Source organism: Streptomyces sp. NBC_01520, from assembly GCF_045040375.1.
In the GTDB taxonomy this organism is placed as follows: domain Bacteria; phylum Actinomycetota; class Actinomycetes; order Streptomycetales; family Streptomycetaceae; genus Streptomyces.
The window spans coordinates 3,258,785-3,282,225 of sequence record NZ_CP109404.1; the positions used below are offsets into that span (position 1 = coordinate 3,258,785).

Genomic DNA, 23,441 nt, shown 5'->3' on the forward strand with positions numbered 1-23,441 from the left:
GCTCACGACTCCCTCAGCTTCGGGTTGAAGACCTCGTCGAGGCCGACGTTGGCGACGTAGAGCGCGCCGACGATCGCGGTGATCCCGGCGCCCGGCGGAATGAACCACCACCACATGCCGAGTTGGAGCGCGCTCCACTGCTGGGCGCTCTGCAGCATCAGGCCGAGCGAGACGCCCTCGGTCGGGCCGAGTCCGATGAAGTCCAGCGAGGAGGCGATGAGGACGGACCCGCCGAAGAGCAGGATGAACGTCATGAAGAGGTACGAGCTCATGTTGGGCGCGATCTCGCGGAAGACGATCCGCCAGGTGCCGCTCCCGCTGAGCCGGGCGAGGTCCACGAACTCCCGGGTGCGCAGCGAGAACGTCTGCGCCCGGATCGCCCGCGCCGCCCAGGGCCACGAGGTGAGCCCGATGAACAGGCCCTGTACGGCGACGCTGCGCACCCCCATGTACGCGTTGATGATCAGGAGGACGGCGAGGGCAGGGATGACCAGGACGACGTTGGTGAGCATGTTCAGGATCTCGTCGGTGAGGCCGCCCCGGTAGCCGGCGAGGAAGCCGACCAGCATGGCGATGACGGCGGCGATCGCACCGCCGACGACCCCCACCAGGAAGGTGGAGCGGAGCCCGTGCACGAACTGCGCGTACACGTCCTGGCCGAAGGTGGTGGTGCCCATCCAGTACGTGCCGTCGGGTGCGGAGGCCTGCGGTCCGACGTACTCGTTGGGGTTGCCGTTGTCGAGCAGCATCGGGCCGACGAGGCCCACGGCGAGCAGGACCGCGACGAGGACGGCGCCGATGATCAGCTTCGGGTTGCGCACCGCGTAGTGCAGCCACTCGCTGCCGGGCCTGGCCGCGGGCGGCTCCGCCGTCACGGCGGTCTCGGGTACCGGTTCGGGCAGCGTGCTCATGAGGTGCCTCCTGCCATGCCCGTACGGGTGCGGGGGTCGACGACGACGTACACGACGTCGATGAGGAAGTTGGCTATGAGTACGCCGATGACGATGAACAGGAACGCCCCCTGGAGCAGGAAGAAGTCCTGGTTCTGGATCGCCGCGAGGATCAGTGAGCCGAGTCCCGGATAGGCGAAGACGATCTCGGTGACGAGTGCTCCGGCGACCAGCACGCCCAGTTGGAGGGCGAGGCCGGTGACCTGGGGCAGCACCGCGTTGCGGAAGGCGTAGCGGCGGATGAGGCGCTGCGGTGCGCCGAGGGCCGCCAGATAGGAGGAGTAGTCGGACTCCAGCTCGTAGATGATCATGTTGCGCATGCCGATGGCCCAGCCGCCGAGCGCGACCAGGAAGAGCGAGAGGAACGGCAGCACCCAGTGGTGCAGCGCGTCCAGGACGAAGTCGGCGTTCCAGCCGGGCTGGATGTCCAGGCTGTAGCCGCCCGACAGGGGGAACCAGCCGGCCTTCGCGCCGAGCGCCCAGGCGAGGATGACGGCGATCCACATGTACGGCATCGCGGTCAGCAGATAGCCGGCCGGCAGCACGGTGTTGTCGAGGACCTTACGGCGGGCGGAGAGCGCGCCGATCCAGTTGCCGACGAACCAGCTGAGCAGCACCGACGGGATCATCAGGGCGAGGGTGTACGGGAGCGCGTCGAGCAGGACGTCGCCGACGGGCGTGGGGAAGACCCAGATCGAGATGCCGAAGTCGCCCTGGAGCAGGGCTCCCCAGAAGTGCAGGTACTGCTGCCACAGCGGCTCGTCGAAGCCGAACAGGTTGTTGTAGTACGTGCGCATCGCCTCGGCGGCCTCGGGCTGCGAGACCCGGGCGCGGGCCACCATGGCCGCCACCGGGTCACCGGGCATGAAGCGCGGGATCATCCAGTTGACGGTGACGGCGACGACGAAGGTCAGTGCGTAGACAAGAAGTTTGCGTGCGAAGTAGCGGCGCAAGGGTGCTCCCCTGGTGGAGAGCCCCGCCGTGCGCTCACCTGTCAGGTGGGCGTGCGCACGGCGGGGCGGTCATCGAGTCAGAACTGCCGTGTCACTTGGCGGGCTTCAGCTGGGTGAGCGTCTCGAAGCCGCCCATCTCCAGCCAGTTGCGCCACAGGGCCGGTGCGGTCTTGGGGGCTCCGGCGGCGTCCGACGGCCAGTTCTTCCAGGTTCCGCCGGTGGACTGCGACCAGAGGCCGTTGTACCAGAGCGGGATGATGGGCATCTCGGTGAGCTGGATGTCCTGGATCTCGGAGATGGCGGCCTTCATGCCCGCGACGTCGTCGGTCCTGACCCCGCCGAGCTCCTGCACCAGTTTCCAGGCCTCCGCGTTCTCGTACCGCCCGAAGTTCACCGTGTTCTGCTGCTTCTGGACGGGCATCTGGAAGATGTAGTCGTAGTACGTCCAGGGGGTGTTGGACAGCTGACGCTCGTTGTTGATGACGAGGTCGAAGTCGCCCTTGCCGCGCTGCTCGCCGAGCGCGTTCTGGTCGGGGAACTCGGTGCTGACCTTGATGCCCGCCTCCTTGGCGCCGGCGGCGATGACCTTGGCAGCCTCCATCCAGTCGGTCCACCCGGAGGGCACGGCCAGCTTCAGGCTGAGGGCGGAGCCGTCCTTGTTCTCGACGAGGCCGTCACCGTTCCTGTCCTTGTAGCCGGCGTCGGCGAGTTCCTTCTTCGCCGCGGCGACGTCGTGCGTGAAGCCCTTCTCGGCGATGAGGGCCTTGTCCTCGAACTGCTCCCACTGCGGCAGGAGACCGGTCGGGCTGGCGGGCTTGACCAGGTCTCCGTACACCCCCTTGACGATCTTCCCGGTGTCGACGGACGCGGCGAGTGCCCTGCGGAAGGCGGCGTCGTCCATCGGCTTCTTGGTGGTGTTGGGCACCAGCCAGGCGGTGTTGGCCGAGAGCATGTACGGCGCCTTGTCGTAGTACGACACGACCTTCTTGCTCTTGATCAGCGAGGAGGCGCCGGGCAGGAAGTTGTTGCTCAGGTCGAGCTGGCCCTGGCCCAGCTGGCCGATGACCACTTCGTTGCTCGGGTTGGAGACGTCGACGATGTAGCGGGGTGCGGGCGTCATGCTCAGCGCCTTCGTGCCCCACCAGTCCTCGCGCCGCTCCCACACGACGCGGTCCTGGGACTTGCTCTTGAGCTTGTACGCGCCCGTGCCGACCGGCTTGTCGTTGACGCCGTTGAGGACGTCCTCGTCGGTGCGCGAGCTCCAGACGTGCTCGGGGACGATCGGCTGGCCGTAGAGGGTGAAGTCCCACTCCTGGTAGCGGGCCTCCTTGAAGGTGAAGCGGACGGTCGTCGCGTCCACCGCCTTCGCGTCGGAGAGCCAGCTCCACAGCGAGTGGAAGGCGGAGGCCTCGATCTTGCCGAGGCCGTAGGAGTACGCCACGTCCTTGGCGGTCAGCGGCTTGCCGTCGGCCCAGGTGATGCCCGGGCGCAGCTTCACGTCGTACGTCTTGTCACCGGTCCAGCTGCCCGACTCCGCGAGCCAGGGCGTCAACTTGCCCTCGTTGGGGTCGAAGTGGAACAGCGTCTCGTAGACCAGGCCCTTGGTGCCGGTCGCGTGGTCCCAGTTGCGCAGCGGGTTGTAGTTGGCCGGAGGCCCCCACTGGGTGCCGGTCGTGTAGAGCGTCTCGTTGCGCGGCAGCGAGCCGCCCTTGCCGACCGGGCCGCCGGTGCCGCCCGCCCCCGAGCCGCCTCCCGTGCATCCGGTCGCCGCGAGCGTGAACACGGCGAGTGCGGTGATGACCCGCAGCCGGGTACGCGTACCCATAGCCCCTCCTTTTCCCCCGCGCCGTCCCTGCCGAGCGGAGTCACTGAACCGGGTAAGTGCCGTGAAGGTATGAGGGCTCCGAAGTGGTGTCAAGAGAGCGGGAGCGCTCCCATTCGAGTTTTTCCGGGCCCTTATGGAGAGCTCTGGACCGCACCGGGGAAGACGGAGGTCAGCGACCTGCGGCTAGGATGCGCCCTTACAGCGAACCGGTTAAGCGAGGTCGTATGTCCAAGCACCGCCCCACGATCGCCGACATCGCGCGCCGGGCCGGGGTCTCCAAGGTCGCGGTGTCGTACGCGCTGAACGACCGGCCCGGCGTCTCCCCCGCGACCCGTGCCTCCATCAAGGCCATCGCCCAGGAGATCGGCTGGCGGCCCAACAGCGCGGCCCGCGCCCTGACCCGCGCCCGCGCCGACACCGTGGGCCTCGCGCTGTCCCGGCCGGCCCGGATGCTCGGGGTGGAGCCGTTCTTCATGGAGCTGATCAGCGGCATCGAGACCGAGCTGTCCGCGCGCGGCTGTGCTCTGCTCCTCCAGGTCGTCACCGACCCCGCGCAGGAGCTGGAGATCTACCGCCGGTGGTGGGGCGAGGGCCGGGTGGACGGGGTCTTCGTCGCCGATGTGCGCTCCCCGGACCCGCGCATCGAGGGCGTCGCCGAGCTGGAGATGCCGGCCGTGGTGATCGGCCACCCCTCGGCGGCCGGCACCCTCACCCCGGTGTGGTCGGACGACTCCGCGGCCCTGCGGGACACCCTGACGTATCTGGCCGCGCTCGGACACCGTTCCGTGGCCCGGGTCGCCGGGCTGCCCGAGCTGACGCACACGCGGCTGCGGGACCGAGCCCAGCGTGAGATCAGCGCGGAACTGGGCCTGGACGAACCCGTGGTGGTGCACACGGACTACTCCGGGGACGAGGGCGCGCACGCGACGCGACGGCTGATCAGCTCGGCGGCACGGCCCACCGCCGTCATCTACGACAACGACATCATGGCCGTCGCCGGGCTCTCGGTCGCCCAGGAGATGGGCCTGGACGTGCCCGCCGACCTGTCGCTCGTGGCCTGGGACGACTCCCAGCTGTCCCGGGTCGTCCGCCCGCCGCTGACCGCGCTGAGCCGCGACATCCCGGCGTACGGAACCCACGCGGCCCGCACCCTGCTGGCGATGGTGGCCGACGGCTCGGCCCCGGGATTCGAGGACGCCGCGGCCCGTCTGGTCCCCCGCGGATCCACCGCGCCGCCCCGCTGAGGAAGGACACCCTCAGGGTCGGTGTCATACCCGAGGAGTACGCGGCTGCCCGGCCGGTGCGACTCAAGAGTGCCCCGGAACGGTCACGGGGGCTGACGCCTCCGTGGGAAACGGCCGAGACGATGGGGAGGTTCCCGAACGGAGCCCGAACCGTCCGCACCGCCTTCCGAACCAGGAGTCCCCCTGTGACCACCACCGTTCACCGCACCACCGCGGTCGCCGCCCGCGCCACGGAGCTGTCGAAGGTCTACGGCCAGGGTGAGACCCAGGTCGTCGCCCTGGACCGGGTGACCGTGGACTTCCCCCAGGGCGAGTTCACCGCGATCATGGGGCCGTCGGGCTCCGGGAAGTCCACCCTGATGCACTGCGTGGCCGGCCTCGACAGCTTCAGCAGCGGTTCCGTGCGCATCGGTGACACGGAGCTCGGGACGCTGAAGGACAAGCAGCTCACACAGCTGCGCCGGGACAAGATCGGCTTCATCTTCCAGGCCTTCAACCTGCTGCCGACCCTGACGGCGCTGGAGAACATCACCCTGCCGATGGACATCGCCGGCCGTAAGCCGGACGCCGCGTGGCTGCAGAAGGTCATCGGCATGGTGGGCCTCTCGGACCGGCTGAAGCACCGCCCGACGGAGCTCTCCGGTGGCCAGCAGCAGCGCGTCGCGGTGGCCCGCGCCCTGGCGTCCCAGCCGGAGATCATCTTCGGCGACGAGCCGACCGGGAACCTCGACTCCCGCTCCGGCACGGAGGTCCTCGGCTTCCTGCGCAACTCGGTGCGTGAGCTCGGCCAGACCGTGGTGATGGTGACCCACGACCCGATGGCCGCCTCCTATGCGGACCGCGTGATCTTCCTCGCCGACGGCGCGGTCGTCGACCAGATGATGCACCCCACCGCGGACGGGGTCCTCGACCGGATGAAGGCGTTCGAGGCGAAGGGCCGCACCAGCTGACACACCGGCTGCCGCCCTCCTCCCGCCCTCCGAACTCCCCAGGAATTGACGACATGTTCCGTACCGCCGTGCGCAACATCCTTGCGCACAAGGCCAGACTGCTGATGACCGTACTCGCCGTGATGCTCGGCGTCGCCTTCGTCTCCGGCACCCTGGTCTTCACCGACACCCTCGGCAACGCCTTCCGCAACCAGTCCGCCAAGAGCTACGACAAGATCGCCGTCGCCGTCACCACCTACGCCGAGCGCGGGGACGACGAGACGGCCGCCGTCGACGCCGCCACCCTGAAGAAGATCCAGGGCCTGGACGGCGTGGCGGAGGCGACCGGGCGGGTCTCCGGCTTCGCCGGTGTGGCCGACCCGGACGGCAAGCTCATCGGTAACGGCTGGTCCAACACCGGTGCCAGCTTCTCCCCCGGCACGAACGGCAAGGACGAGCAGTACACGTTCACCGACGGTGCCGGACCGGCCGAGGCCGGCCAGGTCGCCCTCGACAAGGAGACCGCGAGCAAGGGCAGGTACCGCGTGGGCGACCCGGTGCGGGTCGCCACGAACGGACCGGTGAAGGAGTACACCCTCTCCGGTGTCTTCACCACCGAGGACGGCGCGGTGAACGCGGGCGGCAGCCTGGTCCTCTTCGACACCGAGGTCGCCCAGCAGCTCTACCTGCGGCCCGGCGAGTTCAAGGACGTCACAGTGACCGCCGCGGCCGGCACCTCCGACCGACAGCTGCTGGACGCCGTGAAGCCCCTGTTGCCGGAGAACGCCGAGGCACAGACCGGTGCCGTACTCGCGGACGAGGAGGCCGAGCAGACCGAGGCCGGCCTGAAGAACATCAACCAGCTGCTGCTCAGCTTCGCCGGCATCGCCCTCTTCGTGGGCATCTTCCTGATCGCCAACACGTTCACGATGCTCGTCGCCCAGCGGACCAGGGAACTGGCCCTGATGCGTGCCGTCGGCGCCTCACGCCGCCAGGTCAAGCGGGCCGTGCTGCTCGAAGCGGGTGTGGTCGGTGCCATCGCCTCGTTGATCGGCTTCGTGCTCGGACTCGGCCTGGCCGTCGGCCTGCGCTCCGCGGTCGGCATGTTCGGCGGGAAGATCCCGGCAGGCCCGATGATCATCACCCCGACCGCGGTCGCCGCCGCGTTCGGCGTCGGTGTGCTGGTCACCGTGCTGGCCGCCTGGCTGCCTGCCCGACGGGCCGCGAAGATTCCGCCGGTGGCGGCCATGAGCAGTGTCCACGCGGTGGCCACGACCAGGTCCCTGGTGGTGCGCAATTCGATCGGCGGGGTCATCACCCTGCTCGGGTCCGGGGCGATCATCGCGGGAGCGGTGGCCGGTTCGGGCAACAGGACGCTCATCGCGGCCGGTGCCTTCCTGGCACTGATCGGCGTCATCGTGCTCATCCCCCTGCTGTCGCGCCCCGTGATCGCACTCGTCCGCCCGCTGCTGGCCAAGCTGTTCGGCGTATCCGGCAAGCTGGCCGCGCAGAACGCCGTACGCAACCCGCGCCGCACCGGGGCGACCGCCTCCGCACTGGCGATCGGGCTCACCCTGGTCACGGGCATCTCGGTGCTCGGTGTCACCCTCGGCCAGTCGGTCGACCGGATGACGACCGACCACATCAAGGCCGACTACATGGTGACCATGGCGAGCGGTGAACCGCTCGACGCGTCGGCGCTCACGGCCCTGGAGAAGGCCTACGGCGTCGCGGCTGTCTCGCCCCAGCAGTACGCCTGGCTCCAGGTCGGGGACGCGGACCTCTCGGCCTCCGGAGTCACCCCGGGCGACATCGAGAAGGTCTTCGCGCTGAAGACGGTCTCCGGCTCGCTGGGCTCGCTGGCCGACGGCGAGATCGCCGTCGACGTGAAGACCGCGAAGTCGAACGGCTGGAAGACCGGCGACAGTCTGCCGGTGACGTTCGAGGACGAGAAGAAGGAGACCCTGAAGGTCGGCGCGCTCTACGAGGGCAACGAGTTCGTCCAGCCGGTCCTGATCGCGACCGACGTCGTCGACCCGCACGTGGGTCTCGCGAACATCAACGAGGTCTGGCTGACCATGGAAGGCGGCCAGACTGCGGCCAACGAGCAGGCCGTGGTGGACGCGCTGGGTGACAACCCCGCGGTGAGCGTCATGGACCGCCAGGGCATCCGCGACATGTTCGGCGGCACGGTCAACCTGGCCATGAACCTCATGTACGGACTGCTCGCGATGGCTCTGATCATCGCCGTGCTCGGGGTCGTCAACACCCTGGCCATGTCGGTCTTCGAGCGCCAGCAGGAGATCGGCATGCTGCGGGCGATCGGGCTGGACCGGGCGAAGGTGAAGCGCATGATCCGTCTGGAGGCCGTGGTCATCTCGCTCTTCGGAGCGGTGGTCGGCATCGGCCTGGGGATGTTCCTGGGCTGGGCGATCGGCCAGAGCCTCGCCTCCTCGATCCCGCAGTACGCCCTGGTCATCCCGTGGGACCGGCTCGCACTCTTCCTGGTGCTCGCGGGGCTCGTGGGTGTGCTGGCCGCGCTCTGGCCGGCCCGCAGCGGCGCGAAGCTGAACATGCTGACAGCCATCAAGACCGAATAGCGGCGGCAGTTGCCGAAGGGTCCGGTGTCCGCGACGCGGACACCGGACCCTTCGCGTGGGTCAGCCCGATTCCGTCCACGCCCGGGAGCGCAGCGGCAGCCCGGCGGGGCCGCCCTCCCGCGGACGTACCGCCATGATCTGGTTGACCCCGATCCTGTTGTGCTCGAAGGAGAGCGCCGACGCGGCCATGTAGAGCCGCCAGACCCTGGCGCGTCCGGGCGAGGTGGCCCGGACCGCCTGCGTCCAGTGCTTCTCCAGATTGGCCACCCACCGACGCAGGGTCAGGGCGTAGTGCTCCCGGATCGCCTCGACGTCGCGGGCCTCGAAGCCGGCCTCCTCCAGGGTGGCGACGGTGCGGCCCACCGGGGCGAGTTCGCCGTCGGGGAAGACGTACGCGTCGATGAACTCGTCGATGCGGTAGGCCGACTCGTCCTTCTCGGGACGGCGGGCGATCTGGTGGTTGAGCAGTCGGCCGCCGGGCCTGAGGAGTGCGTAGAGGTCGTCGGCGTACTCGCGGAAGCGGACCGAGCCGACGTGCTCGGCCATGCCGATCGAGGAAATGGCGTCGTACGGGCCGTCACGGACGTCCCGGTAGTCCTGGACCCGGATCTCGATCCGGTCGGTGAGGCCCTCCTCGGCGATGCGCTTGCGGGCGAAAGCCGCCTGTTCGGTGGAGAGGGTCACCCCGGTGACGCGGGCGCCGTACTCACGGGCGGCGTGGATGGCCATGGAGCCCCAGCCGCAGCCGACGTCGAGCAGCCGGTCCCCCTCCTTGAGGGCGAGCTTGCGGCAGACGAGGTCCAGCTTGTCCCGCTGGGCGTCCTCCAGGGTCCCGCCGTCCTGCCAGTAGGCGCAGGAGTAGACCATGGACGGGCCGAGGACCAGTTCGTAGAAGTCGTTGCCCACGTCGTAGTGATGGCTGATGGCCTCCTTGTCGCTGCGCTTGGTGTGCAGCGCGCCGGAGCGGCGGCGGACCTCCTCGGCGGGCGGGGGCGGCGGGGGCCAGGGGCCCGCCAGCTGGACGAGGCCGCGGGCGAAGGCGCGTACCTTCGGGTCGCGGACCGGGTGCACGGAGTCCTTCGCGTCGGCGCCGCGCTCCCAGAGCAGGGCGGCCAGGTGGTTCAGGGCGTCGTAGAGGTCGCCGTCGACGTCGATCTCACCGGCCACCCAGGCGCGGGCCAGGCCCAGTTCGCCCGGCTTCCACAGCAGGCGGCGCAGGGCGCGGCGGTGACGCAGGACGAGGACGGGGGCACCCGGGGGCCCGGATTCGCTGCCGTCCCAGGCCCGGATCCGGACCGGTAGGGGTTCTCCCAGCAACTCTTCGGCGAGAGCGGTCAGCCGCGATGCGGCGTCTGCCATGGCGCACACCTCCGTGGTGGTGTTTCCCAAACATGCCCAAATTCGCATACACATGCTCAAACCGGGCCGCGACACCTCGGGGTCGCGGCGAGGTACACCTGCGTCAACGCCGCCCGGCCCGCGGGCCATCCCGCTCGCTCGCAACGGAACGGCAAAATACCTGCACTGCCCACGCACTTCATGGCCCGCGCCGCCCTCCGTGCCGGAGCACGCCGAAGAGGCCGTCCGCACCACGGATGGCGGACGACCCCTTCGGTGACGTACGGGTGGAGCTAGGAGGCCTTGGCCTTCTCACCCTCGGACTTGGCCGCGACCGGAGCCGGGTTCGGCTTGGCGGCCTCGTAGAACTCCTCGCGCGGAGTCTCCATGGCGCCGAGCGAGACGACCTCGCGCTTGAGGAACATCGCCAGCGTCCAGTCGGCGAAGATCCGGATCTTGCGGTTCCAGGTCGGCATCGCCATGCCGTGGTAGCCACGGTGCATGTACCAGGCGAGACGGCCCTTGAGCTTGATCTTCACCTTGCCCAGGACGATCATCGCGACGCCCTTGTGCAGCCCCAGCCCGGCGACCGCACCCTTGTTGGCGTGGCTGTACTCCTTCTGCGGGAAGCCCCGCATGCCGGAGATGACGTTGTCGCCGAGGACCTTGGCCTGACGCAGCGCGTGCTGGGCGTTCGGCGGGCACCAGGCGTTCGGGTTGCCGGCCTTGCGGCCGACCAGGTCCGGGACCTGGGCGTTGTCGCCCGCGGCCCAGATGTAGTCGGTGCCCTGCACCTGGAGCTTCTCGGACGTGTCGACGTGACCACGCGGGCCGAGCGGCAGACCGAAGCGGGCCAGGGCCGGGTTCGGCTTCACGCCGGCCGTCCACACGATCGTGCTGGAGTCGACCTCGAGGCCGTTCTTCAGCACGACGTGACCGTCGACGCAGGAGTCCATCGAGGTGGAGAGGTAGATCTCCACACCGCGGCTCTCCAGGTGCTCCTTGCCGTACGCGCCCAGCTTCGGGCCGACCTCGGGAAGGATCTTGTCGGCGGCGTCGACCAGGATGAAACGCATGTCCTCGCGCTTCACGCTGGTGTAGTACTTGGCCGCGTCGCGCGCCATGTCCTCGACCTCGCCGATGGTCTCCGCGCCGGCGAAGCCGCCGCCCACGAAGACGAACGTCAGCGCCTTGCGGCGGACGTCCTCATCGGTCGTCGAGTCGGCCTTGTCCAGCTGCTCGAGGACGTGGTTGCGCAGGCCGATGGACTCCTCGATGCCCTTCATGCCGATGCCCTGCTCGGCGAGGCCGGGGATCGGGAAGGTACGGGAGACCGCGCCCATCGCGATGACCAGGTAGTCGAAGGGCAGCTCGTAGGCCTCGCCGACGAGCGGCGCGACCGTGGCGACCTTGCGGTCCTGATCGATGGTCGTGACACGGCCGGTGAGAACCTCAGCCTTGGGCAGCACGCGTCGCAGCGGGACGACGACATGCCGAGGCGAGATGCTGCCGGCAGCAGCTTCGGGAAGGAAGGGCTGGTACGTCATGTACGAGCGTGGGTCGACGACCGTGACGGTCGCCTCCCCGTACCGCATCTTCTTCAGAATGCGACGAGCTGCGTACAGGCCTACGTACCCACCGCCTACAACGAGGATCCTGGGACGCTCCGTGGTGCTCATGCCATCGAGTATCCACCCCCCTCGGGGGGCATGCTCGTGAGCCCCTTCACAAGGTATGCGCCCCCCTCTGCTACACTTCGCCGCCCGCGTGACCGAGGTCATGACGCCGGAGGGGAACCACGGCATACCGGCGAACGTTGTTCACCGCTTGTGAGCTGGCCCTTGTGCCGCCGGAGCGGGCGAACCACCGGTCCGCGACACCTCGCAGCCACGCTCCCGAAACGCCCCCGCACCCCCGCCGCACGGCCCACCCGGCGGGCCCCGGGGCCCCTCGGGGGCGGAACTTCACCCAGCGGGACCGAATTCCTTGTGAAGAAGTTCACGAAGTTCGTCGCAGGTGGTCGCGAAAGCCCCCTCCACGGAGGCCCCCGACGGTCATGAACGGCTCAAAAGTGCAGGCCGGAGTGCGTTTGAGCGTGATCTCACGACCACTTCGACCGCGCTGTGATCAGGCTGCCGACCAGGCGATCCCGTCGAGGATGTCGTGCTCGCTGACGACGACCTCCGCGGCCCCGGTCCGTTCCATCACCGCGAGCAGGACGAGCGCCCCGGAGGTGATCACATCGACCCGGCCCGGGTGCATCGCCGGGATCCTCGCGCGCTGCTCGTGCGTCGAGGCGAGCAGCCGCCCGGTGATCTCCCGGACCTGCTCCAGGGAGACCCGGGAGTGGTGGATCGCCTCGGAGTCGTACTCCTCCAGCCCGAGCGCCATCGCGGCGACCGTGGTCACCGTGCCCGCCAGCCCGACGAGCGTGGCCGCTTCGGCGATCGGCACGGTCTCCTCCGCCAGGTCCAGCGCGGCGCCGATGTCCGCACGGATCGCGGCGATCCTCCCGGGCGTCGGCGGGTCCACGACGACCCCGTCCCGGACGAGATGACGCTCGGTCATCCGGACGCATCCGATGTCCACGGACCGGGCCGCGCGGACCTCGTCGTCGCCGACGACGAACTCGGTGGAGCCGCCCCCGATGTCCACGACCAGGTAGGGCTTGTCCAGGTGGTCGCTGCCGACCAGCTCCTTGGTCGCCCCGTCGAAGGAGAGCTGCGCCTCCTGGTCGCCGCTGACGACCTCGGGCTCGACGCCCACGATGTCCAGGACGCCCCGGACGAACGTGTCGCTGTTCTCGGCGTCACGGGAGGCGGAGGTGGCGACGAACCGCACCTTCTCCGCACCGAGCTCCTTGATCGCGGCCGCGTACTCCCGGCAGGCGTCGAAGGTGCGCTCCAGCGCCTCGGGGGCCAGCCGTCCGGTGCGGTCGACGCCCTGGCCGAGCCGGACGATCCGCATCCGGCGGTCCAGCTCGGCGAAGTGCCCGGTGGCGGGGTCCACTTCGGCGACGAGCAGACGGATGGAGTTGGTACCGCAGTCGATGGCGGCAACGCGGGTCATGATGCTCCTGTGTTCGTGGTTACCGGGCGGCGGCGGGAGGTCAGGCCTCTTCGGCGCCGCACGGCGAGACGCAGGGCCCCTTCGCCCACCACTCGGGCAGCATCGCGATCGCCTCGTCCCCCAGCGGGTTCACCCCGGGACCGGCGGCCAGCGAGTGGCCGACCAGGACGTGCAGGCACTTCACCCGGTCCGGCATGCCGCCCGCGCTCGGGAAGCCCTCCAGGACCTCGATGGCGTCACGGCGCGCGAGGTAGTCCTCGTGGGCCGCGCGGTAGGCGGCGGCCAGCTCCGGGTCCGTCGTGAGGCGCTCGGTCATCTCCTTCATGACCCCGTTGGCCTCCAGCGTGCCGATCGCGGACGCGGCACGCGGGCACGTCAGGTAGTACGTCGTCGGGAACGGCGTACCGTCCTCCAGGCGGGGCTGCGTCTCGACCACGTCCGGATTGCCGCAGGGGCAGCGGTGCGCGATGGCACGCAGTCCGCGCGGCGGCCGGCCGAGCTGCTGCTCGAACGCGGCGATGTCCGCTGCGGTGGGCGTGGTGGATTCGGTCTGCGGAGGGGGCGTGTCCATGCCTGCCTTGAATGTCATCGGTCGGTCTGTATGTATCGGTGCGCGTACGGGGGCGGCGCCGGAGTCATTCCCGGTCCGCACTGTCGACGCCGTCCCAGAGGTTCGAGTGCCAGGGCCTGCCGGTCGCACCCGGTTCCCCGCGGCGGACCTCCGCCGCGTCCGGGTCGATCACCGTGTAACCGGTCTCCCCGGGCATGACGTAGTGCAGGTGCTGACGGGCGAGCCGCCGGATGTACGCGTCGTCCTGGAGCCGCGCCTTCTCGTCGCGCAGCTCCTCCGTCCGCTCGTGCGCCTCCCGCGAGAGCCTCTCCTGATCCGCGATCTGGTCGCGCTGGGAGATGTACTGCCGCATCGGGTACGCGAGGGCGACCACCAGGGAGCAGACGATCAGCGCCAGGAACGCGGCCCGGCCGGTGAGCCGGGAGCGCCGGGCCTGACGGCGGTTCTGGGACCGGTAGACGCGGGCCGCCGTCTGCTCACCGAGCAGCCGCAGCCTGGTCGTGGTGGAGAACCGGTCACGATCCTTCCCGGCCATCTCTCACGCCTCCCCGTTACGCACGTCCGTCCCCGCACACGGTACGGGACCGAGTGCGGGGACGGACGGAGGCTGGTGCCCGAAGAGGGGCTCAGCTCCTGCTGCCGGGCCGTCAGCCCTCGAAGCGGAACCGCGGGAACGCCGAACGGCCCGCGTACACCGCGGCGTCGTCGAGGATCTCCTCGATGCGCAGCAGCTGGTTGTACTTGGCGACACGGTCCGAGCGGGCCGGGGCGCCGGTCTTGATCTGACCGCAGTTCACGGCGACGGCGAGGTCGGCGATGGTGACGTCCTCGGTCTCACCGGAACGGTGGGACATCATGCACTTGAAGCCGTTGCGCTGGGCGAGCTCGACGGCGTCGAGGGTCTCGGTCAGCGAACCGATCTGGTTGACCTTGACGAGCAGGGCGTTGGCCGAGCCCTCCTCGATGCCGCGGGCGAGGCGCTCGGGGTTGGTGACGAAGAGGTCGTCGCCGACGATCTGCACCTTGGCGCCGAGCTTGTCGGTGATGACCTTCCAGCCGGCCCAGTCGTCCTCGTACAGCGGGTCCTCGATGGAGACCAGCGGGTACGCGGAGACGAGCTCCTCGTAGTACTCGGTCATCTCGGCGGCCGAGCGGGACTTGCCCTCGAACTCGTAGACGCCGTCCTTGTAGAACTCGGACGCGGCGACGTCGAGCGCGAGACCGATGTCACGGCCCGGGACGTAACCGGCCTCCTTGATGGCCTCGATGATGAGGTCCAGGGCGGCGCGGTTGGACTCGAGGTTCGGGGCGAAGCCGCCCTCGTCGCCGAGACCGGTGGACAGGCCCTTGGTCTTCAGGACCTTCTTCAGCGTGTGGTAGATCTCCGCACCCCAGCGCAGGGCCTCGGAGAAGGACTCGGCGCCGATCGGCGCGATCATGAACTCCTGGATGTCCACGTTGGAGTCGGCGTGCGAGCCGCCGTTCAGGATGTTCATCATCGGAACGGGCAGCAGGTGCGCGTTCGGGCCGCCGAGGTAGCGGAAGAGCGGGAGGTCCGAGGCCTCGGACGCGGCGTGGGCCACGGCCAGCGAGACACCGAGGATGGCGTTGGCGCCGAGCGAGCCCTTGTTCTCGGTCGCGTCGAGGTCGAACATCGCCTGGTCGATGAGGCGCTGCTCGGTGGCGTCGTAACCGACGAGCTCCGGGCCGATCTGCTCGATCACGGCGAGGACGGCCTTCTCGACGCCCTTGCCCTGGTAGCGGTTGGGGTCACCGTCGCGAAGCTCGATGGCCTCGAACGCACCGGTGGAGGCACCGGACGGAACAGCAGCACGTCCCGTGCTGCCGTCGTCGAGGCCAACCTCGACCTCGACCGTGGGGTTGCCCCGGGAGTCGAGGATTTCCCTGGCTACGACGACGTCGATGGACGGCACGAGGCATCTCCTTCTGGGATATGACACTGGTTGTGCAGGGTCACTGTGGCCTTGCGACACGAGCCTAACCGGCCCGGCCCGCCGCGTCGGCCGACCGCCCGTCCCCTGGGACGAAAAAGGACCCAAGGGCCCGCATTACGGGCAAAGGTCCAGAAATTTACTGGCCGGTAACTACAACAGTTGAACGGTCACCTTCACGGGCACCCCCGGAAACGCCCCGGCCCGGCGCGCACGGGGGTGAGCGCGCCGGGCCGGGGAGCACCGCCGGGAGGAGGGATCCGGCTGCTACTTCAGGTGGAGCTGCTGACCCGGGAAGATCAGGTCGGCGTCCTCGACGATGTCGTCGTTCAGCTTGAACAGCTTCTGCCAGCCGCCCTTGACGTCCTTCGCCTCGGCGATCGTGCCGAGGGTGTCGCCGGCCTTCACCTTGTACTCGCCGTCACCCTTCTTGACCTTGTCGCCGGTCGGGGTGGTGACGGTCTTCCCGGCCTTGGGGGCCGTGCGCGTCTCACTGCGGGTGGTGGGCTGCTCGGCCTTGCGCTCCGGCTGGGCCGCCGCCTTCGGCTCGGCCTCGGTCTGCGCGGAGCCGGTGTCGACGCCCGGGTCCACGCCGTCGTTCGTCAGGCCGCCGGCACCGGCGCAGGCCCAGGCACCCGGGCCCTGCAGGTCGAGGAGCTTCTCGGCGGTGGCTATCTGCTGGCCCTTGGTGGCCAGGTCGGCGCGGGAGGCGTACTGGGTGCCGCCGGCGGCCGCCCAGCTGGACTGCGAGAACTGCAGGCCGCCGTAGTAGCCGTTGCCGGTGTTGATGGACCAGTTGCCACCGGACTCGCACTGCGCGACGGCGTCCCACGTGGCGACGGAGGCGGCGGAGGCGCCGGTGGCACCCATCAGCGGAACGGCCACGGCCGCGCCGGTGACGCCGGCCAGGGTGGCGATACGGACGGCCTTGGACGGGCGACGGTGCTTGCCCTTGCTCGAAAGCAGCATGGTTCTCCTCACCGACGCCTACGAGGTGAGCTGTCGGGTTCGGGCCTGTGAGTTGCCCGGTCGCCCGTACTGGAAGGCGACTTCACCCCGAGCCGGCCCTCGCCCGTCTTCCGACGGCCGGGTCCGGCACTTACCTGGGTCCCCCGCTCCTGCCTACGGCGCTTTACGCGTCTGTCCCCTTCGGCCGACGGCAGGATTCGGCGTGACGGTCGAAGGTGCCCGCGGTGCGAGCGGTTCAGACCGTAAACACACGCAACGCCTACATTCAAAGATGGACATAACTGGCAATCAGCGTTTATCGCCTCGTAGAGTGAGGCCGTTTCCGCAGGTCGGAGGCAACGCGGGCCGAGCGGACGGGCCATGTGCGCCAGTTCAAGCAAAGAGACCCATGTCTCACTTACGCATAAGTGGACATAGGCCTCTGAACTACCCCTGATTTTGGGGTGTTTTCCCGTTTTTGATCAGTTGCCGACCGTGACCTCGGCGCCGGTCGGCGCGTCCGTCCCGGCATCCTCCGCGTCCGCTTGGAGGCCCAGGTCGAGACTCTGGCCGGGCAGGATCAGATCCGGGTCGGAGCCCAGCTCGGCCTTGTTGGCCGCGTAGAGCGCGGGCCATCCGCCGGGCAGCTCCTGCGCGTCGGCGATCGCCCAGAGGTTGTCGCCCTCACGGACGGTGTACGTCCCGTCCGCACCCGCCTCCGCGCCCTCCCGGGCCTCGGAGTCACCGCGCGAGGCATGCCGGCCGGACTCGCGCCCGTCCTCCAGGTCCGTCCCGGCGCCCGCCTCGGGGGCCGGCGTACCGCGGTGCTTCCCGCCCGTCTCACCACTGCCCTTCGAGCCGGTGGACGCCTCGGAGGACTCGGCGGACGGGGCGGCGGAAGGCGACGACGGCTCGGATGCGTCGGACTTGCCTTCTTCGTCAGCCTTGTCCGTCTTGTCGCTCTTGTTCTTGCTGTCCGTCCCGTCCGGCGTTCCGGCCGAGGACCTGTCCGACGGGGTGGCCGATTCCGTGGGTTCGGCGGACGGCTCACCGCCCGGGTCGACGCCCGGCAGCGTGCCGTCCAGCGCGAGTCCGGAGATCACCGCGCAGCTGGGCCACGCCTGCGGACCCTTGTCGTCCAGCACCTTCTCCGCGACCAATATCTGCTGCGAACGGCTCGCGAGGTCAGCGCGGGTCGCGTACGCCGTGCCGCCGTAGGCCGACCAGTCGTCCTGCGAGAACTGCAGGCCGCCGTAGTAGCCGTTACCGAGGTCGGCGCTCCACATGCCACCGCTCTCGCACTCGGCGACCCGGTCCCAGGTCGAGGCGTCGGCGGCGTGCGCGCCGGTCGCGCCGAGCAGCGGGATGGCGATGGCCGATCCCGTCACGCCTGCGGCGACGACGATGGCGGGTGCCTGACGAGGGCGGCGGTGTCTGCCGTTCGCGGAGCCCATGGGATTGCCTTCCGTGTGACTGACGTGTGACGGGTGAGTCGAACGGTGAACCTAGCCGTACTCGAACGTGTGTCACAAGTCGATGCAGCGGAGATCACGTGAAAGTCACAGAGTTGACAGAGTGTCACTTCATTCGACCGGATGTCCGGGTTCGAACTCCACGGGAAGTGTGCGCAGTCCGCGCATGATGAGCCCGCCCCGCCAGCGCAAATCGGTAGGTTCCGCAGCGAGCCGCAGGTCGGGGAGCCGGCGCAGCAGTGTGGCCAACGCCGCCTGCCCCTCCAGCCGGGCCAGCGGTGCCCCCAGGCAGTAATGGATGCCGTGTCCGTATCCGAGGTGCTGATTGTCACTCCGCGCGAGGTCCAGTGTGTCCGCATCGCGGAACCGTTCCGGATCGCGGTCGGCGGCGGCCAGCACCACGAGGACGGGGTCCCCGGCCGCGATGCGCTGTCCGCCCAGCGTGACGGGTTCGGTGGCGTAGCGCCAGGTCGCCAGCTCCACCGGGCCGTCGTAGCGCAGCAGTTCCTCGATGCCCGTGGCCAGCAGGCCCGTCTCGCCCGCCGCCAGTGAGCGCTCCAGCCGCATCCGCTGTTCCGGGTTGCGCAGCAGGGCGTAGGTTCCGTTGCCGATGAGGTTGACCGTGGTCTCGAAGCCGGCGAAGAGAAGGATGAACGCCATCGCGGCGGCCTCGTTCTCGGTGAGGTGTTCGCCGTGGTCGCTCGCCCGGATGAGACCCGAGATCAGGTCGTCGCCGGGATTCTCCCTCTTGCGGTGGATGAGTTCGGCGAGGTAGCCGCGCATCTTCTTGACCGACCTGGCCACGCCGCCGCGCGGCCCGCCGCCGTGCCGGATCATCATCCCGGCCCAGTCCCGGAAGTCGTCCTGGTCCTCCGGGGGCACCCCCAGCAGGTCGCAGATCGCGTAGATGGGGAGCGGGAAGGCGAAGTCGTGGATGAGGTCCGCCTTCCCCTCCTCGATGAAGGTGTCGATGAGGCGGTCCGTCAGCTCCTGCACGCGGGGCGCGAACTCCGCGACCCGGCGCGGGGTGAACGCCTTGGACACGAGCCGGCGCAGCCTGGTGTGGTCCGGCGGGTCGATGTTCAGCAGATGCGTCATCAGCTCCGCCTTGCGCTCCCCCGGGATGCCCGTCTTGCCCTTGGCGTTCGCCGACCCGGCGTGGTGTGCCGGGTTCTTGGAGAGCCGGGTGTCGGCGAGGGCCTGCCTGGCGTCCGCGTACCTGGTCACGAGCCAGGCCTCGACGCCGCTGGGCAGCGCGGTGCGGTGGACCGGGCTGTGCTCGCGGAGCCAGGCGTACGCGGGATACGGGTCGGTGGCGAACTCCCAGGTGAAGAGTTCCGGCCCGGGGGTGCCGGACGCCGGGGTGCCGGGGGCGCCGGGCGTGGGCGCGTCGGGCCCCGGCGTGTCCGGCGTGGGCGGGGGTGAGTCGGGCGCGGGGGTTCCGGCGGGGGTGTCGGCGGGGCTGTCGTTCACCCCTCGACGTTATCCGCAGCGGGAGGGTGGCCCTCCGCCGCCCGGATCGCGTCCCGGTAGGTGCGGGCGGCGGCCCGCAGGGCGGCCTCCGGGTCCGTGCCGTCCTGGTCGGCACGTACGGCCAGGGCGAGCAGCCGGTATCCGATGGAGTCGCCCGCGGGAAGCGGGACGTCGAGTCCGGCGTGACGGGCCCGGCTGCCGAGCTTCGCCGCGAGGGCGAGACCGGGCTGGCCCAGCGGCACCCCGTCGGTGACCGAATCGCGCTGCTTCTCGATCGCCTTCGTACGGAGCCAGTGCGCGTGGACGTCCTCCGGGGTCTCGGCTGTCTCGTCGCCGAACACGTGCGGGTGGCGGTGGATCAGCTTCTCCACGATCGTGGCCGCGACGTCGTCGACGGAGAACGGCTCGTCCGGGTCCTCCTGCGCGATCCGGGCGTGGAAGACGACCTGGAGCAGGACGTCCCCGAGCTCCTCGCGCAGTTCCTCGCGTTCGCCGTCCTCAATCGCCTCCACCAGCTCGTACGCCTCCTCGATGGCGTACTTCGCGAGGCCCTCGTGCGTCTTCTGCGAGGTCCACGGGCATTCCAGCCTGAGGCGGTCCATGACCTGGACCAGGTCCAGCAGCCGGGCGCCCGGCAGGTCGTAGGAACCGGGCAGCAGTTCAAGGTCCGGCATCTGCACCCGGCCCGAACCACCGAGCCTGGCCAGTCCGTCGGTGAGCGGCTGGTTGCCCTCGCCGCCCACCAGGACCACGACGGTCCGGCCGCCCGCGCAGTCGTCCACGAGCTGCTCCGCCGAGGGCACGGTGTGCTCCACGGTGACGTCCGCCTCGCGCAGGTACGGCAGTTGCGGGTGGTCCGGCTCCGCGCACACCACCCGGTCGGCGGCGCGCAGCGTCTGCCAGGCGGGCCAGGACAGCAGGCCGGGCGCGACCCGGTGGCTGGCGGTGAGCAGGACGATACGGCCGGGGGCTTCAGCGTTCACGCCCCGAACCTACCGCGACCGGATCCCGGTGTGCCCGGCCCCGGTCAGGCGCCCGCTTCGGGCTCCTGCGCCGGGAAGGTGGTGACCTGTGTGATCCACGGGGCCTTGAAGGTGCTGAGCTGGACCTTCTGGTCGTCCCAGGTGCCGTAGCGCGGGTTGACGTCGATGTTCAGCGCCTTCGAGGCCTTGGTGAGCGCCTCGCCGACGGCCTGCTGGCCGGCCGGGGTCTGCAGGTCGGCGCCGAGCGCCTGTGCCAGCTTCGGGAGCTGGACCTCCTTGCGCAGGTCGTCCTCGATCTGGCCGGGGGCGACCCAGCGCTGCTCCAGCATCACGGTCCGCAGGCCCTTGTCGCCGCCGGACTGTGCCGCGGCGGCACTGCGGACCTGCTGGACCTCCTTGCGGCTGACGCCGACTCCGGCGTCCTTCGCGGCGCGGTCCAGGACCCGTCCGAAGATCAGGCTGTGCAGCTTGGCCCGGTTGAGCTGCCCGGACTTCTTCACGAGCTGTGCGGACTGCTCCGAGGCCCGCTGCGCGCTGCGGACGTCCGCCGCCTGATCCTGGACCGTGGCGACCTCGATCCGGTCCCCGCCGACCACGGCCGCCGCACCGGGGTGGGCGTCGCCGCCGCAGGCGGTCAGGAGCGGTGCCGCGACGAGCGTTGCGACGGATACGGCGAGCGCGGTGCGACGTCGGCGGTGCAAAGGAGCCTCCCGGGGAGAGTTTGTGCATCAGCGCACAAAGCCTTGCGGTGATCGATGTTAGGCAGTGGAGAGGGTTGGGGCCACTGATTCGACCAACGATTCGGAAGGAGTTGGGGATGCGGTGCGGCGGCGGGGCCGATTTCAGCCGCCGCGTACGTCCTGCTGGTGGATGAGCTGCCTGCGCAGCTCCAGGGGGAGCGGGTGGTGCGGCCCGTACGCCCGCTCCGCGTCGTACAGCAGGGCCTGCAGCTGTCCGCGTCCGGCCGCGTGGTCGCCGACGGCGAGCAGCAGGTGGCCGATGCGGTGCCGGATGTCGAAGGCACGGCCACGGTCCTGGGGCGGTGTCCCGTACGTGTTCTCGTAGTAGGGGAGGACCGCGCGGTACTCGGCGAGCGCGGCGGCCGCCTCGCCCAGCTGCTCCAGGCACTGCGCCGCGTCGTAACGGAACTGCAGGGTCTGGGTGTCGGCCGGGCCGGCCTCCGCCGCGCGGTCGTCGGCGAGCCGGCGCAACTCGGGCAGGGCGCGGCGGAACTGCCCGTCGTCCATCAGCGTGGCCGCGTACTGCTTGCGCAGGATCCGGACGACCGGGGAGTGTTCCCCGTGCTCGGCGGCGGCGGCCGGGAGGATGCCCCCGAGGATGTCGACGGCCTGGGTGATGCGGCCCTCGCTCAGCAGCTGTTTCACCTCGTCGACCGCCTTCGCGACGTCCGGACGGGGCGCGGGCGTGCCCGTCGCGTGGGTCTGCTGCACGGGGAAGGGGACAGCCGCCGGGGCCGGCACGGAGGCCGGGGTCGCGGCGCGGTCGGGCCACGGGGCGTGCGGCCGGAGGAAGGGGCGGGTCGGGTCGAGGGGCCCGGCGGGGGTGCCGCCGACGGGCAGCAGCGGGCGCAGCGACTCGTACACCTCCTGGGCCGAGTCCGGGCGGTGCTGGGGGTCCTTGGCGAGCAGCCTCAGGACGAGTGCTTCGAGTGCCTCGGGGACTTCCGGCCGGAGGTGGCGGACCGGGAGCGGCGGCTCGTAGAGGTGGCGGTGGAGCACGCCGAGGGCGGTGGAGCCGGCGAACGGCACGTCCCCGCTGAGCAGTTCGTGGAGGAGGACGCCGAGGGCGTACAGGTCGGTGTACGGGCCGACGGCGCCGCCCATGGCCTGCTCGGGTGCCATGTAGGCCGGGGAGCCGATGGGTGAGCCGGTGTGCGTCAGCCGGGTGGTGTCGGTGTCCAGGACCGAGGCCACGCCCAGGTCGAGCACGACGACGGTGCCGTCGGGCCTGACCATCGCGTTGCGCGGTTTGAGGTCGCGGTGCACGATCGGCACGGCGTGGACGGCGGAGAGCACGGCGCAGAGCTGGGCGGCGATCGCGACGGCCCAGGGCCACGGGTAGGGGTCGTGCTCGGCGAGGTGGTCGGCGAGGTCGGCGCCCTCGACGTACTGCATGACGAGGTAGAGGTCGTCGTCGTCACTCCCCGCGTCGTGCACGGTGACCAGGCCCGGGTGGTCGACCTGCGCGGTGACCCTGCACTCGCGGACGAAGCGGCGGCGCAGCTCTTCGGCGGCGCCGCTCCCGGAGGGGCCTGCGACGCGGTCCGGGCGCAGGAGCTTCACCGCGACGCGGCGGTCCAGGCGCTGGTCGTACGCCGTCCAGACCTGGCCCATGCCGCCCTGGCCGAGGATCGCGGCCAGTTCGTACCGCCCGGCGATGACTCGGCCGGTCACCGGCTGCCGCCCTCCTTGCGGAGGTAGTCGCTCAGCTCGTCGAGCTCGGCACGCACCTGGTCGAGGCGCTGGGGCGGCGGCGTCGGGCCGGGCGGGGGCGTCGGCCGGACCGGGGGTGCCGGGGCGGGCGCAGGTGTCGGGGTGGGCGTGCTCGGGGGAGCGGCGGGGACGGACGGGTAGCCGTAGCCGGGGGTGGGCGTCGCGGGGGTGACCGCGGGAGCCTGCGGCGGCACGGGGCCCCCGTACGGCGACGGGCCGGAATAGGCGTACTGCGGGCCGCCGTAGTGCCGGATCTCCGCGTACAGGTAGTAGGTGATCGTGCCTACCACCGTGCAGATCAGCCAGCCCAGGAAGACGAGCGCCTGCGCGTCCGTCAGTTCCTCCTGGTCCTCCGGCGTGGACATGATGAAGGCGAACATGCCGGCGTTGAGTGCGATCACCACCACCATCAGGGTCCAGTCCAGACCCTTGCGGGTGACGGTGGCCAGCCGCAGCAAGGAGGCCCAGGACAGGAACCCGCAGCTCATCAGCGTCAGCGCCACGAAGAGCACGCGCAGCGCGGTCAGCGTCGCCGAGGACGGTCGCGGCTTCGGTCGCTGCTGCGGCGGATAGCCGTAGCCGTGCATGTGCTGCTCCAGGGAAGGACGGTGTGGGACGTTGCTGTGAGCGTATACACCGACGACGACAACGGGTCCCGGGATACGCACAACCGTTGTGCTT

19 protein-coding genes and 1 riboswitch are annotated in these 23,441 nt (G+C 70.1%); of the genes, 3 read left to right on the forward strand and 16 right to left on the reverse strand.

Translation table 11 applies throughout. The features are described from left to right. Positions 1-2: 2 nt before the first annotated feature. The 3 genes from OG524_RS14685 to OG524_RS14695 all read right to left on the reverse strand — a co-directional run bounded on the left by OG524_RS14685 (position 3) and on the right by OG524_RS14695 (position 3,728). On the reverse strand, positions 3-911 hold the full coding sequence (locus OG524_RS14685; RefSeq protein WP_405390368.1) for an ABC transporter permease: 909 nt from the start codon (positions 909-911) through the stop codon (positions 3-5). Then, positions 908-1,903: an ABC transporter permease gene (locus OG524_RS14690; RefSeq protein WP_405390367.1), complete on the reverse strand. Its 996-nt coding sequence runs from the start codon at positions 1,901-1,903 to the stop codon at positions 908-910. The genes OG524_RS14685 and OG524_RS14690 overlap by 4 nt, the downstream gene beginning before the upstream one ends. A gap of 91 nt (positions 1,904-1,994) precedes the next feature. Continuing rightward, on the reverse strand, positions 1,995-3,728 hold the full coding sequence (locus OG524_RS14695) for an ABC transporter substrate-binding protein (protein WP_405810557.1): 1,734 nt from the start codon (positions 3,726-3,728) through the stop codon (positions 1,995-1,997). Between the two features lie 224 nt (positions 3,729-3,952). Between OG524_RS14695 and OG524_RS14700 the strand changes: the two genes are divergently transcribed. The 3 genes from OG524_RS14700 (at position 3,953) to OG524_RS14710 (ending at position 8,501) form a co-directional block, all read left to right on the forward strand. Beyond that, the gene (locus OG524_RS14700; RefSeq protein WP_405810558.1) at positions 3,953-4,972 is read left to right on the forward strand and encodes a LacI family DNA-binding transcriptional regulator; all 1,020 of its coding nucleotides are present in this window, start codon (positions 3,953-3,955) and stop codon (positions 4,970-4,972) included. Between the two features lie 185 nt (positions 4,973-5,157). Next, on the forward strand, positions 5,158-5,922 hold the full coding sequence (locus OG524_RS14705; protein WP_405390364.1) for an ABC transporter ATP-binding protein: 765 nt from the start codon (positions 5,158-5,160) through the stop codon (positions 5,920-5,922). A 53-nt stretch (positions 5,923-5,975) separates the two neighbouring features. Then, complete coding sequence (locus OG524_RS14710) at positions 5,976-8,501, forward strand: ABC transporter permease (protein ID WP_405810560.1); 2,526 nt, start codon at positions 5,976-5,978, stop codon at positions 8,499-8,501. A 60-nt stretch (positions 8,502-8,561) separates the two neighbouring features. Here OG524_RS14710 and OG524_RS14715 read toward each other — a convergent pair whose 3' ends face one another. From OG524_RS14715 to OG524_RS14775, 13 genes are all read right to left on the reverse strand, one after another. Beyond that, a complete protein-coding gene (locus tag OG524_RS14715) occupies positions 8,562-9,860 on the reverse strand; it encodes a class I SAM-dependent methyltransferase (protein WP_405390361.1) in 1,299 nt (432 codons plus the stop codon). Positions 9,861-10,132: 272 nt separating this feature from the next. Beyond that, a complete protein-coding gene (locus OG524_RS14720; protein ID WP_405390360.1) occupies positions 10,133-11,518 on the reverse strand; it encodes an NAD(P)/FAD-dependent oxidoreductase in 1,386 nt (461 codons plus the stop codon). A gap of 448 nt (positions 11,519-11,966) precedes the next feature. Then, positions 11,967-12,908 carry an exopolyphosphatase gene (locus OG524_RS14725; RefSeq protein WP_405390359.1) on the reverse strand — a complete coding sequence of 314 codons (942 nt, stop codon included), beginning with the start codon at positions 12,906-12,908 and terminating at the stop codon, positions 11,967-11,969. A gap of 40 nt (positions 12,909-12,948) precedes the next feature. Beyond that, positions 12,949-13,479 carry a DUF501 domain-containing protein gene (locus OG524_RS14730; protein ID WP_405393193.1) on the reverse strand — a complete coding sequence of 177 codons (531 nt, stop codon included), beginning with the start codon at positions 13,477-13,479 and terminating at the stop codon, positions 12,949-12,951. A gap of 64 nt (positions 13,480-13,543) precedes the next feature. Next, entirely contained in the window at positions 13,544-14,014 is a 471-nt protein-coding gene (locus OG524_RS14735; protein WP_384496328.1) for a septum formation initiator family protein, read from the reverse strand. Positions 14,015-14,126: 112 nt separating this feature from the next. Further along, positions 14,127-15,413: a phosphopyruvate hydratase gene (gene eno, locus OG524_RS14740; RefSeq protein WP_405390358.1), complete on the reverse strand. Its 1,287-nt coding sequence runs from the start codon at positions 15,411-15,413 to the stop codon at positions 14,127-14,129. Between the two features lie 285 nt (positions 15,414-15,698). Then, on the reverse strand, positions 15,699-16,400 hold the full coding sequence (locus OG524_RS14745; protein WP_405810563.1) for a transglycosylase family protein: 702 nt from the start codon (positions 16,398-16,400) through the stop codon (positions 15,699-15,701). Continuing rightward, positions 16,401-16,571: riboswitch (cyclic di-AMP (ydaO/yuaA leader) on the reverse strand. Positions 16,572-16,861: 290 nt separating this feature from the next. After that, the gene (locus OG524_RS14750) at positions 16,862-17,833 is read right to left on the reverse strand and encodes a transglycosylase family protein (RefSeq protein ID WP_405810565.1); all 972 of its coding nucleotides are present in this window, start codon (positions 17,831-17,833) and stop codon (positions 16,862-16,864) included. 129 nt (positions 17,834-17,962) lie between these two features. Beyond that, positions 17,963-19,324: a cytochrome P450 gene (locus OG524_RS14755; protein ID WP_405810567.1), complete on the reverse strand. Its 1,362-nt coding sequence runs from the start codon at positions 19,322-19,324 to the stop codon at positions 17,963-17,965. Next, complete coding sequence (locus tag OG524_RS14760) at positions 19,321-20,307, reverse strand: nucleoside triphosphate pyrophosphohydrolase (RefSeq protein ID WP_405390353.1); 987 nt, start codon at positions 20,305-20,307, stop codon at positions 19,321-19,323. Before OG524_RS14760 ends, OG524_RS14755 begins: the two co-directional genes overlap by 4 nt. 44 nt (positions 20,308-20,351) lie before the next feature. Further along, complete coding sequence (locus tag OG524_RS14765) at positions 20,352-21,008, reverse strand: SurA N-terminal domain-containing protein (protein WP_405390352.1); 657 nt, start codon at positions 21,006-21,008, stop codon at positions 20,352-20,354. Positions 21,009-21,149: 141 nt separating this feature from the next. After that, a complete protein-coding gene (locus tag OG524_RS14770) occupies positions 21,150-22,721 on the reverse strand; it encodes a protein kinase domain-containing protein (protein WP_405390351.1) in 1,572 nt (523 codons plus the stop codon). Then, a complete protein-coding gene (locus tag OG524_RS14775) occupies positions 22,718-23,347 on the reverse strand; it encodes a hypothetical protein (protein ID WP_405390350.1) in 630 nt (209 codons plus the stop codon). Before OG524_RS14775 ends, OG524_RS14770 begins: the two co-directional genes overlap by 4 nt. Positions 23,348-23,441 lie beyond the last annotated feature (94 nt).

Excerpts from the sequence above, each read along its gene's own strand:
- OG524_RS14685 (WP_405390368.1), bottom strand. The coding sequence starts at position 911 with ATGAGCACGCTGCCCGAACCGGTACCCGAGACCGCCGTGACGGCGGAG.
- OG524_RS14695 (WP_405810557.1), bottom strand. The coding sequence starts at position 3,728 with ATGGGTACGCGTACCCGGCTGCGGGTCATCACCGCACTCGCCGTGTTC.
- OG524_RS14700 (WP_405810558.1), top strand. The coding sequence starts at position 3,953 with ATGTCCAAGCACCGCCCCACGATCGCCGACATCGCGCGCCGGGCCGGG.
- OG524_RS14710 (WP_405810560.1), top strand. The coding sequence starts at position 5,976 with ATGTTCCGTACCGCCGTGCGCAACATCCTTGCGCACAAGGCCAGACTG.
- OG524_RS14715 (WP_405390361.1), bottom strand. The coding sequence starts at position 9,860 with ATGGCAGACGCCGCATCGCGGCTGACCGCTCTCGCCGAAGAGTTGCTG.
- OG524_RS14720 (WP_405390360.1), bottom strand. The coding sequence starts at position 11,518 with ATGAGCACCACGGAGCGTCCCAGGATCCTCGTTGTAGGCGGTGGGTAC.
- OG524_RS14725 (WP_405390359.1), bottom strand. The coding sequence starts at position 12,908 with ATGACCCGCGTTGCCGCCATCGACTGCGGTACCAACTCCATCCGTCTG.
- OG524_RS14730 (WP_405393193.1), bottom strand. The coding sequence starts at position 13,479 with ATGGACACGCCCCCTCCGCAGACCGAATCCACCACGCCCACCGCAGCG.
- OG524_RS14735 (WP_384496328.1), bottom strand. The coding sequence starts at position 14,014 with ATGGCCGGGAAGGATCGTGACCGGTTCTCCACCACGACCAGGCTGCGG.
- OG524_RS14745 (WP_405810563.1), bottom strand. The coding sequence starts at position 16,400 with ATGCTGCTTTCGAGCAAGGGCAAGCACCGTCGCCCGTCCAAGGCCGTC.
- OG524_RS14750 (WP_405810565.1), bottom strand. The coding sequence starts at position 17,833 with ATGGGCTCCGCGAACGGCAGACACCGCCGCCCTCGTCAGGCACCCGCC.
- OG524_RS14775 (WP_405390350.1), bottom strand. The coding sequence starts at position 23,347 with ATGCACGGCTACGGCTATCCGCCGCAGCAGCGACCGAAGCCGCGACCG.